The organism is Thermoplasmata archaeon, from assembly GCA_035622275.1.
Lineage (GTDB): Archaea > Thermoplasmatota > Thermoplasmata > Lutacidiplasmatales > UBA184 > Lutacidiplasma.
Genome location: DASPVQ010000007.1, coordinates 48,461 through 65,900, shown reverse-complemented (window position 1 = coordinate 65,900; position 17,440 = coordinate 48,461). Strand labels below are relative to the sequence as shown.

General features: G+C 73.5%; 20 protein-coding genes. 18 read left to right on the top strand and 2 right to left on the bottom strand.

Going from position 1 to position 17,440, the window contains the following annotated elements; genetic code table 11:
* The first annotated feature begins 116 nt into the window (after positions 1-116).
* Genes VEL82_02710 through ileS form a run of 16 tightly spaced genes read left to right on the top strand, consistent with a single transcriptional unit; the run spans position 117 to position 15,297 of the window.
* The gene (locus VEL82_02710; protein ID HXW66777.1) at positions 117-602 is read left to right on the top strand and encodes a hypothetical protein; all 486 of its coding nucleotides are present in this window, start codon (positions 117-119) and stop codon (positions 600-602) included.
* On the top strand, positions 599-2,782 hold the full coding sequence (locus tag VEL82_02705) for an amylo-alpha-1,6-glucosidase (protein ID HXW66776.1): 2,184 nt from the start codon (positions 599-601) through the stop codon (positions 2,780-2,782). Before VEL82_02710 ends, VEL82_02705 begins: the two co-directional genes overlap by 4 nt.
* A gap of 32 nt (positions 2,783-2,814) precedes the next feature.
* Positions 2,815-3,747, top strand: coding sequence for an ABC transporter ATP-binding protein (locus tag VEL82_02700; GenBank protein HXW66775.1), 933 nt, complete (start codon positions 2,815-2,817; stop codon positions 3,745-3,747).
* Entirely contained in the window at positions 3,744-4,844 is a 1,101-nt protein-coding gene (locus VEL82_02695; protein ID HXW66774.1) for an ABC transporter permease, read from the top strand. Before VEL82_02700 ends, VEL82_02695 begins: the two co-directional genes overlap by 4 nt.
* Positions 4,841-5,371 (top strand): flavin reductase family protein, encoded by a 531-nt coding sequence (locus tag VEL82_02690; protein HXW66773.1) that lies wholly within the window; start codon positions 4,841-4,843, stop codon positions 5,369-5,371. The genes VEL82_02695 and VEL82_02690 overlap by 4 nt, the downstream gene beginning before the upstream one ends.
* A 35-nt stretch (positions 5,372-5,406) precedes the next feature.
* The gene (gene trxB / locus VEL82_02685) at positions 5,407-6,399 is read left to right on the top strand and encodes a thioredoxin-disulfide reductase (protein ID HXW66772.1); all 993 of its coding nucleotides are present in this window, start codon (positions 5,407-5,409) and stop codon (positions 6,397-6,399) included.
* Between the two features lie 42 nt (positions 6,400-6,441).
* On the top strand, positions 6,442-6,633 hold the full coding sequence (locus VEL82_02680; protein HXW66771.1) for a 4Fe-4S binding protein: 192 nt from the start codon (positions 6,442-6,444) through the stop codon (positions 6,631-6,633).
* A gap of 24 nt (positions 6,634-6,657) precedes the next feature.
* Positions 6,658-7,848 (top strand): NAD(P)/FAD-dependent oxidoreductase, encoded by a 1,191-nt coding sequence (locus VEL82_02675; GenBank protein ID HXW66770.1) that lies wholly within the window; start codon positions 6,658-6,660, stop codon positions 7,846-7,848.
* Positions 7,849-7,867: 19 nt separating this feature from the next.
* On the top strand, positions 7,868-8,512 hold the full coding sequence (locus tag VEL82_02670; GenBank protein ID HXW66769.1) for a hypothetical protein: 645 nt from the start codon (positions 7,868-7,870) through the stop codon (positions 8,510-8,512).
* A 5-nt stretch (positions 8,513-8,517) separates the two neighbouring features.
* Positions 8,518-8,859 (top strand): hypothetical protein, encoded by a 342-nt coding sequence (locus tag VEL82_02665; protein ID HXW66768.1) that lies wholly within the window; start codon positions 8,518-8,520, stop codon positions 8,857-8,859.
* 27 nt (positions 8,860-8,886) lie between these two features.
* Positions 8,887-9,885 (top strand): DUF1028 domain-containing protein, encoded by a 999-nt coding sequence (locus VEL82_02660; GenBank protein ID HXW66767.1) that lies wholly within the window; start codon positions 8,887-8,889, stop codon positions 9,883-9,885.
* Positions 9,882-10,127: a KEOPS complex subunit Pcc1 gene (locus tag VEL82_02655; protein HXW66766.1), complete on the top strand. Its 246-nt coding sequence runs from the start codon at positions 9,882-9,884 to the stop codon at positions 10,125-10,127. The genes VEL82_02660 and VEL82_02655 overlap by 4 nt, the downstream gene beginning before the upstream one ends.
* Positions 10,128-10,151: 24 nt before the next feature.
* Positions 10,152-11,018 carry a type II CAAX endopeptidase family protein gene (locus VEL82_02650; GenBank protein HXW66765.1) on the top strand — a complete coding sequence of 289 codons (867 nt, stop codon included), beginning with the start codon at positions 10,152-10,154 and terminating at the stop codon, positions 11,016-11,018.
* Positions 11,019-11,039: 21 nt separating this feature from the next.
* Positions 11,040-11,474: a CoA-binding protein gene (locus VEL82_02645; protein HXW66764.1), complete on the top strand. Its 435-nt coding sequence runs from the start codon at positions 11,040-11,042 to the stop codon at positions 11,472-11,474.
* 6 nt (positions 11,475-11,480) lie between these two features.
* Positions 11,481-12,284: a hypothetical protein gene (locus VEL82_02640; protein HXW66763.1), complete on the top strand. Its 804-nt coding sequence runs from the start codon at positions 11,481-11,483 to the stop codon at positions 12,282-12,284.
* Positions 12,285-12,336: 52 nt separating this feature from the next.
* Positions 12,337-15,297, top strand: a complete 2,961-nt coding sequence (gene ileS, locus VEL82_02635) for an isoleucine--tRNA ligase (protein ID HXW66762.1) — start codon at positions 12,337-12,339, stop codon at positions 15,295-15,297.
* Here the strand turns inward: ileS and VEL82_02630 are convergent, their stop codons facing one another.
* Positions 15,298-15,933 (bottom strand): TIGR00296 family protein, encoded by a 636-nt coding sequence (locus VEL82_02630; protein HXW66761.1) that lies wholly within the window; start codon positions 15,931-15,933, stop codon positions 15,298-15,300.
* A gap of 51 nt (positions 15,934-15,984) precedes the next feature.
* Here VEL82_02630 and VEL82_02625 point away from each other — a divergent pair, with 51 nt between their 5' ends.
* Positions 15,985-16,137, top strand: a complete 153-nt coding sequence (locus VEL82_02625) for a 50S ribosomal protein L40e (GenBank protein HXW66760.1) — start codon at positions 15,985-15,987, stop codon at positions 16,135-16,137.
* 5 nt (positions 16,138-16,142) lie between these two features.
* Here VEL82_02625 and VEL82_02620 read toward each other — a convergent pair whose 3' ends face one another.
* The gene (locus VEL82_02620; GenBank protein HXW66759.1) at positions 16,143-16,934 is read right to left on the bottom strand and encodes a glycosyltransferase; all 792 of its coding nucleotides are present in this window, start codon (positions 16,932-16,934) and stop codon (positions 16,143-16,145) included.
* A 45-nt stretch (positions 16,935-16,979) separates the two neighbouring features.
* Here VEL82_02620 and VEL82_02615 point away from each other — a divergent pair, with 45 nt between their 5' ends.
* Positions 16,980-17,438, top strand: coding sequence for an archease (locus VEL82_02615; GenBank protein HXW66758.1), 459 nt, complete (start codon positions 16,980-16,982; stop codon positions 17,436-17,438).
* Positions 17,439-17,440 lie beyond the last annotated feature (2 nt).

Sequence of the window (17,440 nt, the reverse complement as noted above, 5' to 3'; positions counted from 1 at the left end):
CGATAAAGAGCTGCCCCGCCCCGGTCCGCGGCCGGGGAGGCCACCGTCCATCCCGAGCGTCGCGGTGGGCTGCGCGCGCGCCGAACCCCTATAGCGTCCGACCGGCTCCCCGCGCCGTGCGGATGCACCGTTCCGGTTCCTGGCTCTCGCTCGCGCGCCAGGCGGTGTCGATCGGCATCGACTACGGGACGCACGCCATCGAGGCACTGGCCTGGGTGGCGGAGACCGTCGAGGAGTCGGTCTACGAGGCCGGTTCGCTCGTCCGCTCCGGTCCCGACCTCCGGTTCGCGCTCGATAATCCGCCGCTGCGCGTCGGCGCGTTCCGGTCGGTGCGGGTGCTCGTGGACCGGGTCCCGCTGCCGGCGGAGCGAGTCGAACTGCGAGCCGGTCCCGGAACGCCCTGGCGGAGCGCGGCGGCGCTCACCGCCGACGCGCCGCTCGCCTTCGGGCCCGGCGAACGGCTCGAGTTCCGGCTGGTCGGCGGGGCTCCGAGCACGGCCGAGCCGCTCGTGATCCGCCTCGAGTTCGAGACGTCGGCGATCCCGCCCACGGTCTGGCTCGTCATACGGGACCGGCCGCGCGCGATCGCGGAGGCAGCGTGAGCGCGTCGCTTCCCCCGCCTCCGCCACCGCGTCCGATCCTCTTGACCGGCCTCGCGTCCGCCGCCCTCCTCGACGGGCGTGGGGACGTCGAGCTGGCCCGCGAGATGCGGGGGACCGTCGTCGAGTGCGGAGGCGTGACCGCCCAGTGCATCCGGCTGACCGGCGCCTGGCGGTTCGACCTCCGGCTCGACGGCGTCGACGCGACGCTCCCCTCCACGCGCGTGGAGGGACGGCTCGGCGACGGCGGCTGGCACAGTCGCCACCGTTGGCAGGACCTCGAGGTCGACCAGAGCGTGAGCGCGGTCTCGGACGCGCCGGGCGTGGTGCGCACCCTGCGCTGCGCGGGATCCGATTCGGGCGCTCGCACCGTCACCGTGACGAGCTCGTTCGTCCCGTTCCTCGTACCGGTCCTCGTCGAGGGGATCCGCCCGCACTGGTTCGACCTCGAGACGTCGGCCGAGGAGCTGCGCGTCCGGCAGCGCGGGTTCGGTCTCTCGGTCCGCTCGAGCCCGGCGCCCAGCCGGCTGTTCGTGAACCGGGGATCCTGGATCGGCGGACGCCGTCGCGCGCGCGTCGACGAGCTGGGCGTGGAGTACGAGCTCGCGGTGGGCCCCGGCGCGGTCGGCGAGCTCCGCGTGCTGATCTCGGGCGGCCTCCTCCGGGACCTGGACCGCGCGGACGAGGCCGCGCGTTGCGTCCTCGCCGATCCCGTCGGCGCTGCTCAGGCCGTGGCGGCCGCGGATCGTGCGTGGACCGGCCGGCTCCCGTCCCTTCGCTTCCCCCAGGCGCCCGAGCTCGAGGTCGCCTACGCGCGCGCGGCGGCGGCACTGCGCCGGCTCTACTGCGCGCCCGAGACGGAGATGACCGGACTCGTCGCCGGTTACCCGTGGTACTCCGCCCTCTGGTGCCGGGACCTCGGCTGGATGCTGCCCGCGCTCCTGTGGCTGGGTGATTTTGACTGGGTGCAACGGTCGATCGACACCGTGCTGCGCTTCCAGTCCCGGACCGCGGTGCCGTTGCTCGGCGGCGAGGAGGGCGAACTGCCGATGCAGCTCGCGCCGGGTCCCGTCTTCTTCTACGGCACCTCCGACACGACCCTCTACTTTCCGGCGCTGATCGACGCCTGGCGACGGCACAGCGGTGCGGGAGGCCTGCCGGCGGAGTGGTCGCGGGCTCTCGAGCGGATCGTCTCCTGGGGCGCGGCCCGCACCGACCCGGCCACGGGGCTGCTGCGCAATGGCGGCGAGGCGGAGGAGATCAGCGATGCGACCGGGGGGCTGGCGCGGGTCGGCTACGGCATCGACGCGCCCGACACCACGATCTGGGACTCGGCCGATCGACGCTCGCATGCGATCGACGTCCAGGTGCTCTGGTGGCAGACCCTCGCCCTCATGGAACGGCGGTCGGCAGGCGGCGCGTCGCACCCCGGGACGGCCCTGGGCGCGGGCGCGGCCGATCGGCTCGCGACGACCCTCCGCCGCGCCTACCGCTGGGCCGAGGAGGGCTACCTCTACGATTCGATCCGCGACGGCCGTCCGGTCGCGCAGATCCGGCCGAACGCGCTGCGGGCGGTCAGCGCCGGCCTCTTTGGCCGGGACGAGGCGCGGGCCTACGTCGCGCGCGCCCTTCGCGACGATCTCACCACGCCGTGGGGGGTGCGCACGCTGTCGTCGCGCGATCCGAGCTTCGACCCGATCGCCTACCACGGCGGCCAGGTCTGGACGATCGCGACCGCCTGGGCCGCGGACGCGGCGCTCGTGGCGGGCGAGGCCGAGACCGGCGCGCGCTACCTCGGCACGATCGCCGACCGCCTGGCGGCGGAGGAAGGGTATGCGAACGAGTGCTACCGGGGGGACCGGCCGGAGCCGTTCGACTCCTGCTTCCTGCTCGGCTTCAGCGTCGCGCCGTTCCTCACCGTCCTCTTCGAGCGCCTGTGGGGCCTGCGCGTCGACGCACCCGCGGGCCGCCTGTCGATCCGGCCCACGTTCCCGGCCGCGTGGCGCTCGGCCGCGATCGAACGGCTGCGCGTCGGGGCCGGCACCGCGACGGTACGCTGGGAGGGGGGTCGGCTCACGGTCGGCTGGTCGGGGCCGGGGGCGCTCGACGTGGATGCCGGCGGACCCGCCCGCCGAGTCGCTTCCGGGACCGAGGCCGAGCTGCGCACCGAGCCCGCCGGGTAGCCTTCTTAACCTCCCGGCTCAGAGCGGCGGCGATGGCCGACGCCATCGAGGTCTCGAACCTCGTCAAGCGGTACGCCGACGTTGTCGCGGTCGCCGGCATCGACTTCCGCGTCGCCGCGGGCTCCGTGTTCGCGTTCCTCGGGCCCAACGGCGCCGGCAAGACCACGACGACCGAGATCCTCGAGGGGCTGCGGCGTCGCTCCCAGGGCGAGGCCCAGGTCCTGGGCCTCGACCCGTGGACCGAGAGCGCCGCGCTGCACCGGCGGATCGGCGTGATCCCGCAGGGCTTCCGCTTCTTCGACAAGATCACGCCGCGCGAGGGCGTCGAGTACTACGCGAGCCTGTTCCATCGCGACGTGGAGCCGATGGCGCTCCTGCGCCAGGTCCAGCTCGACGACAAGGCGGACGCGCGATTCGAGAACCTGTCGGGGGGCCAGAAGCAGAAGCTCGGCCTGGCGCTCGCCCTGACCAACGACCCCGAGATCTGCTTTCTCGACGAGCCCACGACCGGCCTCGACCCGACCGCGCGGCGGACGATCTGGCAGGTGATCCGCTCGCTCAAGGCGCAGGGACGGACGGTCTTCTTGACGACGCACTACCTAGAGGAGGCGCAGCTCCTCGCCGATCACGTCGCGATCATCCACCACGGTTCGATCATCGCCGAGGGCGCGCCGGCCGAGATCATCGCGACGCGGGGACGCCCGGAGCGCCTGCGGATCGAGGCCGGTCCGGCGCTCGCCGAGTACCTGCGCGCCCACCTCGGGGTGAGCGCGAGCGCGGTCGACGGGCACGTGGAGGTCGAGCTCGCCGCCAAGACCGACGCGCTGAGGGTCCTCAGCGCGGTCGAGGCGAGCGGGATCCCCTGGACGACGTTCTCGACGGTACAGGACACGCTCGAGGACGTGTTCGTGCGCCTGGTCGGCGCGATGGACGATGGCACGCTCAAGTCGGAGGCGCCCGCGTGAGGCCGCGCCACATCGCCGCCGACCTCAAGGTCGTGGTCCGCTCGTACCTGCGGAACCCGGTCGCCCTGTTCTTCTCGCTGTTCTTCCCGATCATCCTGATCGCCTTGTTCGGCCTCATCTTCTCGGGCGCGAGCTCGGTCGTCGTGCCGGTGACGGTCCTGAACCTGGACCACGACTCCCCCGCGAGCCAGGAGTTCCTGGGGGCGCTGAACAACACCACGGTCGTCTCGCTCTCGTTCGTCAGCTGGAACGAATCGAACTTCGCGTCGAACCTCGGCGCGGCCGACGACCCGGTCGGCCTCGTGATCCCCGACGGCTTCGGGGCCGACTTCGCGGCCCATCGCCCGGTCAACGTGACGCTCTACACCGACCCCCAGGACGCGTCGAGCGCCGGCGAGGTGACCTACGCGGTGACCGGCGTCACGAACGCCTTCAACCTGTACGCCGCGAACGGCACCGCGATCCTCGGAGTCGAGATGCGCAACGTCGGGAGCCCGGTCTACACCTACATCGACTACCTGATCCCGGGGCTCATCGGCTTTACGATCCTGACGAGCCCGATGTTCTCGATGGTCGACATCGCCGCCTCCTACCGCAAGGACGGGATCTTCCGCCAGCTCTCGTTGACCCCGCTCACGCGGGCCGAGTGGCTGACCTCCCACATCCTGTGGTACATGGGGCTCACGTTCGTCACCGCCGGCATCATGATCGGGGCCGGCGTCGTACTGTTCGGAGCTCACGTCCATCTCACCCTCGGGATCGTCCCGTTCCTGATCGTGGGCCCGCTCCTCTTCGTGTCGCTGGGCATGCTCGCGGGCTCCGTCGCGAAGACGGCGGAGAGCGCGGCCCTGATCGGCAACATCATCACTTTCCCGATGATGTTCCTCTCGGGGACGTTCTTCCCGGTCTCGGGATTCCCGCCCGCGCTGCAGGCGTTCGCCCATCTCCTCCCGCTCTACTACGTCATCGACGGCATGAACCAGGTGATGCTGTTCACCAACACCGCGCGGGCCCTCACCGACGCGCTGATCGTCTTCGTGATCGCGATCGCGATCTTCCTGCTCGCGGTCCGCTTCTTCCAGTGGCGGGACGAGTGACGCTCTCTCCGCCGACCGTCCCGCCCGCGCGCTTCCGCGCGCTGATGTCCCGCTGGGCGACCGGCGTGGCCGTCGTGACCGCCTCGGGCCCGGGCGGGGACGCGGGCCTCACGGTCAACGCTCTCACCTCGATCGCTCTCGACCCGCCCTCGCTGCTGGTCAGCCTGACCCGGGACGCCGACACCCTGCCCGTGATCGAGCAGAGCGGGCGCTTCGCGGCGAGCTTCCTGTCGGTCGAGCAGCGCGCGCTGAGCGAGCGGTTCGCCCGTACGATCCCACCGCGCGAGAAGTTCCGCGACGTGCCGCTGCGGCGCGCGCCCGGCGGCTCGCCGCTGATCGACGGCAGCCTCGGCGCGCTCGAGTGCCGCGTCGAGCGCCGGGTGCCCCTCTTCGACCACGTTCTCCTCATCGGGATCGTCGAACACGCGGAAGCCGGCGCGGACGCGCTGCCCCTCCTCTTCTTCCGATCGGACTACGGGGCGGCGGTCGACGCCGAGCGGCTCCGGCTGCCGCCCCCGAGGCCGTAGGCGGCCGCTTTAACCCCGGCCCCCCTCGTCGGACGATGGCCGCCGCCGCCCACACCCGCCTCGTCATCGTCGGCAGCGGCCCCGCCGGGCTGACCGCCGCCCTGTACGCCGCGCGGGCCGAGCTCCGCCCGATCGTCGTCACGGGCGTCCCGGCCGGCGGACAGCTCCTGATCACGACCGAGGTCGAGAACTACCCGGGCTTTCCCGAGGGGATCCAGGGACCGGAGCTGGTCGATCGCATGCGCCGTCAGGCCGCGCGGTTCGGGGCGGAGTTCGTGGACGATGCGGTCACGGCCGTCGACTTCCGCGCGCGGCCCTTCCGCCTGACCACGGGGACCCGGGGGACGCTGCTCGCGGACGCGGTGATCATCGCCACCGGGGCGACGGCGCGATGGCTCGGCCTTCCGTCCGAGACCGCCCACAAGGGCCGCGGGGTCTCGGCGTGCGCGACCTGCGATGGCTTCTTCTTCAAGGGCAAACCGCTCGCCGTTGTCGGGGGCGGGGACACCGCGATGGAGGAGGCCCTCTTCCTGACCAACTTCTCGCCGCACGTCACGATCATCCACCGCCGCAACGCGCTGCGGGCGAGCGTGATCATGCAGGAGCGGGCGCGCGCGCACCCCAAGATCTCCTTCCTGCTCGACACCGAGGTCGTCGAGGTGCTCGGGCGCGAGCGCGTCGAGGGCCTCGCGCTCGTCCACCGGCCGAGCGGCCGGAGGAGCGAGCTCGCGGTGGGGGGCCTCTTCGTCGCGATCGGCTACGACCCGGCGACCGACGTCTTCCGCGACGCGGTCGAGCTCGACGAGAAGGGCTACCTCCACGTGCACGACCACACGCGCACGAGCGTGGAGGGTGTCTTCGCCGCCGGCGACGTGCACGACCACCGCTACCGCCAGGCGGTCACGGCGGCGGGCGCGGGCAGCATGGCCGCGATCGACGCCGAGCGCTGGCTGGCGGAGCACGTGCCGCCGCCCCCGGCGCCCGAGGCGCTCGCCGGCCCAGCGGCTCGGGCCACCCCTCCGCGCTAGCCTTTAATAGCGCAGGGTCCGGTGCGCAGCGAGGCGCGTTCGGTGCCGAGCAAGAAGTCGCTGCACATCGAGTCGTCCGGACAGCTGTGCATCTACTGCGGGGCCTGCGTCGGGATCTGCCCGCTGAACTGCATCTATCTGGACGAGACCCGGATCACCTTCGATGAGCGGATCTGCACCCGGTGCGAGATCTGCGTCCGGGCGTGCCCGGTCGGGGCGATCGAGATCGGCTAGCGCCGCCGCGAGGTCGGGGGCTCCATGGTAGCGGACCGGAAGACCGACGTCCTCGTCGTCGGGGCCGGCCCGGCGGGTAGCATGACCGCGAAGTGGGCCGCGAAGAGCGGCGCCCGCGTGCTCATGATCGAGAAGCGCCAGGAGATCGGGAGCCCGGTACGCTGCGGCGAGGGGATGAGCAAGGAGTGGCTCGGCGAGGTCGGGATCAAGCCGGGCAAGTGGATCAACGTCGAGGTCGAGGGCGCCCGCATCTTCTCCCCCAGCGAGAAGGTCTTCGAGATCAACGAGAAACATGCCGGCAACGAGGTCGGCTACGTCGTCGAGCGGGACGGCTTCGACAAGCAGCTCGCGATCGACGCGGCGAACGCCGGCGCCGAGGTCGTCCTGAAGACCTCGGCGGTGGGCGTCCTCAAGGAGGGCGGCCGCATCGTCGGCGTCCGGGCCAAGCAGTTCGGCGAGTCGTTCGAGATCCGCGCCCCGGTCACCATCGGCGCCGACGGCTTCGAGAGCCAGATCGGCCGGTGGGCCGGGCTCCCGACGAACCTAGCGCTCCGCGACATGGACACCTGCCTGCAGTACCGCATGACGAACGTCGACTGCGACACCCGCTACTGCGACTTCTACCTGGGCAAGGTCGCCCCGGGCGGCTACGTCTGGGTGTTCCCGAAGGACGAGGGACTCGCCAACGTCGGGATCGGGGTCCAGGTCAGCCAGATCAAGTCGATGGCCGAGGCGCGCTCGTACCTCGACGCGTGGATCGACAAGCACCCCGGCTACGCGAAGGGGAAGAAGATCGACATGGTCGGCGGCGGGGTCTCGATCTCCGCGCCGCTCAAGCAGACCGTGACGGACGGCTTCATGCTCGTGGGCGACGCCGCGCGGATGATCGACCCGCTCACCGGCGGCGGCATCGCCAACGGCTGCATCGCGGGCAAGATCTGCGGCGAGGTCGCCGCGCGGGCGGTGAGCGCCGGCGACCCGTCGGCGGCGTTCCTGCAGGCCTACGAGAAGGGATGGCGCGCCCGGCTCGAGGAGAAGCTGTACCGCAACTGGCTCGCCAAGGAGAAGCTCTGCACGATCTCGGACGCGACGTTCGACAAGATCATCGACGCGCTCCAGGACGTCCGGCTGGAGAAGCTGAGCGTCCACAACATCCTGAAGGCGGTCCACGAGAAGTATCCCGAGGTGACCAAGGAGTTCGAGGCGTTCCTCTGAACGCCCGATCCCCCCGAGCGTGCCCGGCGCCCCGAACCGCCCCCCCGACCCCGCTCCCGAGCCGCGCGCGACGCCACCGGCCGCCGAACCGCCCGAGCGCAAGGTCCTCCGTCGCCTCGCACCCTGCCGGGTGGCGCTGCTCCTGGAGGCGTGGAAGGGCGCGCCGAGCGCGGAGGTCATTGCCCCGTTCGAGAAGGCCGAGGCCGCCTATGCCGCCGGTGACTACGCGAACGCGCTGAGCGCGCTCGATCTCCTCAGCATCCGCTTCGCGGAGCCCCGCTGGCCGACCCTGCCCGAGCCGTTCCGCTCCCTGCGCGTCCCGATCCCCGCCCCGACGCCGCCCCACTGGGACCCCGAGCACGGCCTCGCGCCGGCGGACAAGGAGGCGCGACGGGCCCGCCGGGCGGCCGACGAGCAGCTCGCGCTCGCCCGCGCGAGCGTCGAATGGCTCGGAACGCACGGGGTGGACCTCGCCGACCTCGCCCCGCGCGTCGCCGAGGCCCGGACGCTCCTCGAGACCGAGGGCGCCGGGGGGCCGTTCTTCGAGCGGATCGACGCGGTGTGGGACGCCGTGCGCTCCCGCGCTCCCCGCCCGCGCGTCGCGGCCGCACGGGCACCGCCCGCCGCCGCGGCTGCCGCGAGCCCCACCGCCGGCGAGGTCTAGGCCGCGTGGCCGAGAGCGAACCGGCCCCGCGCCGACGCCGCGTGCGCCGCGGCGAGGGGGAGGTCACCCAGTGGCCGCGCGGGCTCGTCGACTACGTGCCGGCCGGCCCGGACGACGCTCCGCCCTCTCCCGAGGAGGACCGGATCGCGAACCGGCTCGCGCTCGCGGCCCGGCTCCTCGCGACCCTGCGGGCGCGCGGGGAGGCGGTCGAACGCGAGATCGGCTGGCTCTCCGAGGCCCGCCGGCACCTCGCCGCCGGGGAGCGTGCGGCGGCCGCGCAGCAGGTCGATGCGCTGCTCGGGGCACTGGGCGCCGCCTCCGCCGGGGCCCGGCGCGAGCGAGCTTAAGCCGCGCTCGGTGCTGACCCGCTCTCGATGGCGCGCCCGCGCTTCGGGACGTTCTCGATCGTCGCCGTCGACCGGGAGCTGGGGGCCTGGGGCGTCGCGGTGCAGTCGCGATTCCTCGGCGTGGGCGCGGTCGTGCCGTGGGCCGAGGTCGAGGCCGGCGCCGTCGCGACCCAGGCCGACGCGAACCCGACCTACGGCCCCGAGGGCCTCGCGCGCCTGCGCTCCGGCGCCCGCGCGGCCGACGTCGTGCGCGCCCTCACGGCGAGCGACCCCGGCCGAGAGCGGCGGCAGCTCGGGGTCGTGGACGCGAAGGGGAGCGCGGCGGCGTTCACGGGCGCCGAGTGCCTGGAATGGGCGGGCCACGAGGTCGGGGACGGCTTCGCCTGCCAGGGCAACATCCTGTTCGGACCCGGGGTCGTGCGCGCGATGGCCCGGGCCTACGAGACGACGCCCGGCGACCTCCCCGACCGGCTGTTGGCGGCGCTGAGCGCCGGCCAGCGCGAGGGCGGCGACCGGCGGGGCATGCAGTCGGCCGCGCTGCTCGTCGTCCGGGCCGGTGGCGGCTACGGCGGCAGCGAGCGGTGGATCGACGTGCGGGTCGATGACCACCCCTCCCCGATCGAGGAACTCAAGCGGGTCTTCCGCCTCTACGACCTGACGTTCCTTTCCCGCGAGGACCCGGCGACCCTCCTCCCGATCGAGGGCGAGCTCGCCCAGGCCGTTCAGCACGATCTCGGCGTGCTGGGCTACTACTCCGGTCGCCTCACCGGCACCTGGGACGCGGCGAGCCGCGCCGCGTTCACGCGCTTCGTCCACGAGCACAACTTCGAGAACAAGGAGCGCGAGGACGGCCGAGTGTGGCCCTCGATCGTCGCCTACCTCCGGGAGCAGGCGGCGACGGAGACCGCGCGCCGCACGACCACGGCCCCGATCGTGCCCAACGCGCTGAGCCGCGGACCGGGCGCCGCACCGAAGGGAGGGAGCCCATCTCCGCCGACGAAGGCGAGGCGCCGGTCGTCGAAGTGACCGTCGTGGCCCGGCGGGCCTGCGCGAGCTCCCGGGAGGCCGAGCGGCTCGCCGCGGCGGTCGCGGCCGACAACCCCGACTACGTCCGAGTGCGGGCCGAGGGCCGCGAGCTCGTCGTGCGCGTACGCGCGCGCTCGGCGGCGAGCGCCCGGGCGAGCCTCGACGACCTGTTCGCGGCGTTCCTCGCCGCCGAGCGGACCGGCGCGACCGCCGCTCCGGCGCGGCGGCCGGCGGGCGATTGAGTAGCCGGGGGCGCCTCGCACCGCATGACGGCACCGGCGGTCTCCGCCCCGAGCCCGAAGCCCGGCCGCGACGCGCGCTACGTCGCCGGCGTCGTGCTGACCGTCTTCGTCATCCTGAGCCAGTACTTCGTGCCGCAGGACTGGCCCGCCACGCGCGTCGTCTATGCGAGCGTCCCCGGCGACCTCGCCCTCGTCTACGGCCTGCCCCTGATCGCCTTCCTCGGTCTCGTCGGGATCGAGCCGCTGCGCGGCTGGGCTGGGCAGCTGCGGCGGGCCACCCTCGAGGGCCTCGGCTGGTACGGGGTGCTGTCGCTCGTGAGCTTCCTCGTGCTGGTGCTGCTCGTGGTGATCTACGAGGTCGTCGACCCGGCGGCCCTCCAGCTCCTGGAGCGGATGAACCCGGTGCTGACCGAGGCGGCGGGCGACCCGTGGCTGTGGATCGGCCTGTCGTTCCTGGTCGGCGCGTGCGAGGAGACGATCTTCCGCGGCTTCATCTTCGGCTACTGGCAGGCGCGCGCCGGCACGTGGATCGGGCCGGCGATCGGATCGAGCGTCCTGTTCGCGGCGGTGCACCTGTACTACGGGACGACCTACGGGGCCGCCGCGCCGATCCTCTTCCCGACCCTCTTCCTGCTCGGGTTCGCCTTCGCCGCGACCTACGCGCGCAGCGGCGGCAACCTGGTGGTGATCGCCCTCCTGCACGGGGCCTACGACGCGGTCGCGTTCTACTCGCTCGTCGACGCGACCGCGGCCACCGGCCTCCGCTGGGGCCTCATCCTCGCGGGGGCCGCGGTGGCCCTCGTGTACTACGTCTGGGGCGCGCCCCCGCCGCTCCGGCCGCGCGCCTACCGGCCGGACGCCCGCGCTCCGGCCGGCGGAACCGTCTTGTAAGCGGCCCGCGTCGCGCGGCGGATGCGGCCGTCCGACACGGATCTCCGCGCGCTCTTTTCGCGCGCGAGAACGATCGCGATCGTGGGGCTCTCGGACAAGCCGGACCGGGACTCGAACGAGATCGCGCGGTACCTCGCCAGCCACGGCTACCAGATCGTACCCGTGAACCCGACGGCTCCCGCGGTGCTCGGCGAGCGCTCGTACCCGTCGCTCCGGGCGATCCCGGCCGAGCGGCCGGTCGATCTCGCCGTCGTCTTCCGCCGCCGCGAGGACGTGCCGGGGATCGCCCGGGACGCGGTCGCCCGCGGGATCCCGGTGCTCTGGATGCAGCTCGGCATCGAGAGTCCCGAGGGCGCGGCGATCATGAGGGCGGCCGGCGGCACCGCCATCGAGGACGCCTGCATCATGACGCAGCACCGGCGCCTGGGCCTGGGCGCGCTCGCGCCGGAGGGCTAGGGCGCGATGTCGGCGGCCGCTCCGACGCCCTCGGTCGCGCCCGCGCCGACGGCACCGGCTCGGCCCCGGACCGGTGCCTACCGCGACGCCGGGGCGATCCGCCGCGAGCGGGTGCGGGCGGCGCGCTGGACGACCTCGGGCACGGCGAAGGTCACCGGGGACGTGGACGTCGGGGAGGGCCGGTTCGCCGGTCTCCTCTCCATCGGAGGCCGCCTCGTCGCCGACCGCGTGAGCGCCGACGGCGCGCTCGAGGTCGCCGGAGCGCTCGACGTGCACGATGCGCTCGCGGTCGTCGGCACCCTCCGCGCGAGCGGGACGTTCCACGCGGGCTCGGTCGCGGTCCGCGGCACCCTGATCGCGAGCTCGGCGCTCGCGGTCGAACGGGACCTGCGGCTCACCGGAGTGGGCGAGGTCCCGTCGGCGCGCGTCGGTCTGCTCGAGCTCGACGGCGGGCTGACGATCCCCGGTGAGATCGTCTCGCGGACCTCCGTCAGGGGCCGCTTCCGTTCCGACTCCGCCCTCGGGGAGATCCGGGCCCCGACGGTCGAGCTCAAGGGGCCGCCACCGGGGCTCGTCCCGAAGCTGCTGCGCAAGGTGTTCGGTGGCGCGGCGCGCGTGCGCGTCGAGCGGATCGACGCCGAGCGGGCCGATCTCGAAGCGGTCGACGTCGGGTTCCTGCGCGCCGGCGAGATCGTCCTGGGGGCGGGCGCCCAGGTCACGGCGGTCGAGGGGACGATCGTCCGCCAGCACCCGAGCGCGCACGTGGGGCCGGTCTCGCGCACCCCCCCGCCCCACGGGCTCTCCCGGTAGCGCGGTCGGCCGCCCGCGGGACGTTTTTATCCCCCGGCCCCGTCGGCCGGCGATGGCGGAGGACGAACCGGGCGTCGGCGCGCCGTCGCCGGCCGCCGTGCAGGCGCGCGTGCGCCAGTTCTGGGAGGTCGAGGGCGTGCCCGCGCGCGTCCTCGCGCAGCACCCGGACGGACCGCCGTTCCGCTTCACCGAGGGACCCCCGACCGCGAACGGCGCACCGCACCTGGGCCACGTCGTCCAGCGGACGCTCAAGGACGTCCAGCTGCGCTACCGGCGCATGCGCGGGCACCGGATCGTCAGCTCGATGGCGGGCTGGGACTGCCACGGCCTGCCGGTCGAGCTCGAGATCGAGAAGCGCCACGGGATCCACTCCGTGAAGGAGATCGAGGCGTTCGGGGTCGAGCGGTTCTGCGACGAGTGCCGGGCCTCGACGCTCCAGGTCGCCTCCCTCTGGCAGGAGATGAGCTGGCGGCTCGGCTACTGGCTCGACTACGAGCACGCCTACCGGACGATGGACCCGGACTACATCGAGAGCGTCTGGTGGGCGCTCAAGAGCCTGTTCGATCGCGGTCTCCTCGAACGGGGTCACTACGTGCTGCCGTACTGCCCGCGGTGCGAGACGCCGCTGAGCTCGCACGAGGTCGCGCAGGGCTACCACGAGACGACCGACCCGTCGGTGACGGTCCGCTTCCCGATCGACGGCGGGTCCGACGCGCTCGATCTCCTCGTCTGGACGACCACGCCCTGGACCCTTCCCGCGAACCTGTTGGTCGCGGCCCGCGCCGACCTCGAGTACGCGGTCGTGCGGACCGACGAGGGCGAGATCGCCCTGGCGAGCGCCGCCCTCCCGCGCTACTTTCCCGAGGGAGCCGAGGTGGTCCGCCGGTTCCTCGGTCGCGAGCTGGAGGGCCGGACCTACCGTCCCCCGTTCGATACCCCCGGCCCTGGTCCGAACCGCTACCGCGTCGTCCTCGACGACTTCGTCAGCGCGGAGGAGGGCACCGGCTTCGTGCACGTCGCGCCGAGCTTCGGTCCGGACGACTATCGCATCGGGGCCCGCGAGGCCGTCGGCGTCTTCGACCCGCTCGACGCGCGCGGCGTCTTCGGGCGCGCGGTGCCGCTCGTCGCGGGCAAGGCGTTCAAGGCCGCCGATCGGACCCTCCTCGAGGACCTGCGGGCGCGCGGCCTCGTGTTCCGGGCGGAATCGCTCCGCCACAGCTACCCGTACTGCTGGCGGTGCGACTCCGCGCTGCTCTACCGCGCGATCGACTCCTGGTTCGTGCGCACGAGCCGGTTCACCCCGGCGCTCGTGCGCGCGAACGCGAGCATCACCTGGATCCCGTCGCACGTGCGCGACGGCCGGTTCGGGAACTTCCTGACCGAGGCGAAGGACTGGGCGCTCTCGCGCAACCGCTTCTGGGGGACGCCGCTCCCGATCTGGCGGTGCGAGGGCGGCCACGCGACGTGCGTCGGGAGCTTCTCGGAGCTCGCCGACCGGCTGGGTGGACCGCTGCCGCAGCCGTTCGACCCCCACCGGGTCACGGTCGACCGCCTCGTGCTCGCCTGCCCCGACTGCGGCGCGCCGGCCCGCCGGGAGCCCTACACGATCGACGTCTGGTTCGACAGCGGCTCGGCGCCCTTCGCGCAGTTCCACTACCCGTTCGACTCCGGGCCGTTCGAGGCGGGCGCGCCGCTCGACTACATCTGCGAGGGCCTTGATCAGACCCGCGGCTGGTTCTACACGCTGCACGTCATCGCGACCGCGCTGTTCGACCGGCCGGCCTACCGCGTCTGCCTGACCCACGGGATGGTGCTCGACGACAGCGGCCGCAAGATGTCGAAGTCGAAGGGCAACGTGCTCGAGCCGCTCGCGCTCCTGGAGCGGCTGGGCGGCGACGCCGTCCGCTGGACGTTCCTCGTCCAGGACTTCACGGGGGACATGCGCGTCGGCGACGCCGCGATCGAGCGGGCGAGCCACCGCACGCTCGGCACGCTCCGCAACGTCGTCGCCTTCCACGTCCAGAACGCGCGCGCCGACCGCCTGCCGCCGGCGGCCGAGCGGCCCCGGCCGGCGTCGGCGCTCGATCGGTGGCTCCTCTCCCGGCTCGAGGCGACGCGGGAGGCGATCGACGACGCGCTCGATCGCTTCGATCCGCGACCGGGCGCGCTCGCGCTGCGCGAGCTCGTCGACGACCTCTCCACCTGGTACCTCCGTCGCTCGCGGCCCCGCTTCTGGGCCGACGCGCAGAGTCCCGAGCGCCGGGACGCGCACGCGACGCTCTCCTACGCGCTGGCAGGGATCGCCCGCATCGCGGCCCCCCTCCTTCCGTTCACGGCCGAGTGGGTCCAGCAGGAGGTCGCCGACGCCGGCTTCCGGGACGCGGCGCGCTCGGTCCATCTTTCCGCCTGGCCCGAGCGCCTCGCCGCCCGGGACGTCGCCCTCGAGGAGGGGATGCGCGAGGTGCGCGCGCTCGTCGAGGTGGGCCGCGAGCTCCGCCAGCGCGCCCAGGTGCGGGCCCGCATCCCGCTCGAGGTGCTCGTCGTCGTCGGCGAGCCGACGCCCGCGCTCGCCGGCCTCGGGGAGGAGGGATCGCGGCTGCTCGCGGAGGAGCTGAACGTGCGCGCGGTGCGCCGGAGGCCGCGCGGCGAGGGCGACGCCTTTCCCGAGACGGACTGGGTCGTGCGGGAGCAGGACGGACGCGTCGTGGCGGCGTTGCCGCGGCGGCCCACCCCCGAGCTGCTCTCCGAGGGCCTCGCGCGGGAGGTCGCCCGGCGGCTGCAGCAGTCGCGCAAGGAGCTCGGGCTCCGCTACCTGGAGCCGATCGCGATCACGGTGAGCGCGCCCGCGCCCCTCTACGAGGCGATCGCCGCCCGTCGGGAGGCGCTCGAGAAGGACCTGCTCGCCGATCCGCTCGAGATCACGCGCGAGCCGCTGCCCGCCGGACCCGAGGTCCGCTCGTTCGACGTCGACGGCGTCGGCTTCTCGGCCCGGCTCGTCCGGCGGGCCCCGTAGCTACTCTCCAACGCGCTCGACCGCGCCGGCCGGCGTCCGCTCCGCGAAGATCTCCGCCTCGAAGCTGCGGACGAGCGGGCCGGGACGTCGCCACGCGCCGGGGTCGAGCCCCGCCTTCTCGCAGGTCCCGTCGAGCAGCTCCTCCGCCGACCAGCCCATCTCGGCGGCGACCTGCGGCAGCAATAGGCCGCTCGTCCCGTCCCCCTCGACGATGAGCCCATCCCGGCCAACTCGGATCGCGGCGACGATCTCGGCCGGCGTGCGGCCCCGCACCGGCACCGGGACCGACAGGACCGAGACCTCGAGCGTGAGCCGGTCGAGCTCATCAGCCCGTACCGGGGAGAAGCGGGGATCCTCGGTCGCCGCGGCGACCGCGGCCTGCCCGATCGCCGCCGCGAGCGGCAGGACCGGCAGCGGATACCCGATGCAGCCGCGCAGCTCGCCGGAGGGGTGGCGCTTGAGCGTGACGAACGCCCCCCGCGGCTCACGGAACGTCGGGGGGACGCGGTCCCCGATCCGTCGACCCGCGCTCGGCGCGCGGCCGAGACGCGCGGCGATCGAGCCCCGGGCGAGCTCGATCGCCCAGCGGCCGTCCTCGAGCGAGAGCATACCGCAGGTCAGGAGCGGCGCGGCCAAGAGGACGCCGCCACCGAGGCTTTATAGACGGAGCGGCGTCCGCGCGAGCCCATGCCGTTCCCCGAGGCGGTCGAGCGCCTGCTCAACAAGAAGATCTGCATGAACTGCTCCGCCCGGAACCCACCTCGCGCGGTCCAGTGCCGCAAGTGCGGCTACAAGGGACTTCGGGTCAAGTCCCGCGAGCGCTCGGGCAAGACGCAGTAGACCGCTCAGGGTGGCGGGGTCGGCTCCCGCTCCGAGGCGAACGGTACGGGGCTCCCTCGCTGCGCCTCCCGCGCCACCTGGAACCGCTTCGTCGCGAGGAAGACCAGGTTCCGGTAGCCGTCCCGCCAGCTCGACAGCTTCGGGCGCCCCCAGCGCTCGCCGTAGCGGATCGGGACCTCCGCGACCCGCAGCCCCCGCAGGATCGCCTCGATCTTCAGCTCCTCGCTGAACGCCATCCCGTCCTGCCCCAGGTGGACCCGCTCGAGGATCTCGCGGCGGAACACCCAGAAGCCGCTCTGGCTGTCCGCGAGCCGGCCGCCGGGCAGCTCGCGCAGGTACCGGTGGTAGGCGAGCCCCAGGAAGACGTTGAGGACCCGGTTCCCGATCCGGTGCTCGGTCGTCATCGCGCGCCGGTCGAGGTAGGCCATCCGGTTGCCCGAGAGGAAGTCGAGCCGCTCGTGCACGAGCTTCTGGACGAGCGCGGGGACCGTCTCGACCGGGTACGTCCCGTCGCCGTCGGCGGTCGCGAGGATGTCGCCGCTGGCCGCCGCGAAGCCCGTGCGGTAGGCGCGGCCGTAGCCCCGGCGGCGCTCGATCAGGACCCGGGCGCCCTCCCCGGCGGCGATCGCCGCCGTGCCGTCCGAGGAGGCGCCGTCGACCACGATCGTCTCCCAGGCGACCGCCTGCCCGGCGAACAGCGTCCGGCCGGCCTCCTCGCTCGCCGCCCGGAACGATCGCAGGACGTGGCCGATCGAGGCCGCTTCGTTGAGCGTGGGGACGACGAGGGTGACGCGCACGGGAGCCGACGATAGGACCGGCCGGCTGCTTAAACGCCTCACTCCCTGCCCTCCGGCACGTCGCGCACCGCCGGGCCCCGGGCGCGCGCCCGGCGCTGGGGTCGCTTTCCCACGACCGCGGACGTCGGCATCTGGGCCACGGGGCCGACCGACGCCGAGCTGTTCGAGGCCCTCGGGCTGGGCCTGTTCTCGCTGATCACGGAGGTCGGACGCGTGCGCCCGACCGAGGAGCGCGCGGTCAGCGCCTCGGCGAGCGACCCGCCCGCGCTGGTGGTCGCCTACCTCTCCGAGCTCCTGATGCTCGAGGCGCGCGACCGGTTCGTGGTCCGCGAGATCCACGCGCGGCCGATCGGCCGGCCGCCGACCGCGATCATCGCGAGCGTGCGGGGCGAAGCGTTCGATCCCGCTCGCCACCCGGCCCGGACCGAGGTCAAGGCGGTCACGTTCCACGGCCTCGTGCTCGACCTCGAGCGGGGACGGGCGCGCGTGATCGTGGACATCTAGCC

Coding starts and splice junctions, on each gene's coding strand:
- VEL82_02650 (HXW66765.1), top strand. CDS start 10,152: ATGACGGCACCGGCGGTCTCCGCCCCGAGCCCGAAGCCCGGCCGCGAC.
- ileS (HXW66762.1), top strand. CDS start 12,337: ATGGCGGAGGACGAACCGGGCGTCGGCGCGCCGTCGCCGGCCGCCGTG.
- VEL82_02625 (HXW66760.1), top strand. CDS start 15,985: ATGCCGTTCCCCGAGGCGGTCGAGCGCCTGCTCAACAAGAAGATCTGC.
- VEL82_02660 (HXW66767.1), top strand. CDS start 8,887: ATGGCGCGCCCGCGCTTCGGGACGTTCTCGATCGTCGCCGTCGACCGG.
- VEL82_02640 (HXW66763.1), top strand. CDS start 11,481: ATGTCGGCGGCCGCTCCGACGCCCTCGGTCGCGCCCGCGCCGACGGCA.
- VEL82_02645 (HXW66764.1), top strand. CDS start 11,040: ATGCGGCCGTCCGACACGGATCTCCGCGCGCTCTTTTCGCGCGCGAGA.
- VEL82_02700 (HXW66775.1), top strand. CDS start 2,815: ATGGCCGACGCCATCGAGGTCTCGAACCTCGTCAAGCGGTACGCCGAC.
- VEL82_02675 (HXW66770.1), top strand. CDS start 6,658: ATGGTAGCGGACCGGAAGACCGACGTCCTCGTCGTCGGGGCCGGCCCG.
- trxB (HXW66772.1), top strand. CDS start 5,407: ATGGCCGCCGCCGCCCACACCCGCCTCGTCATCGTCGGCAGCGGCCCC.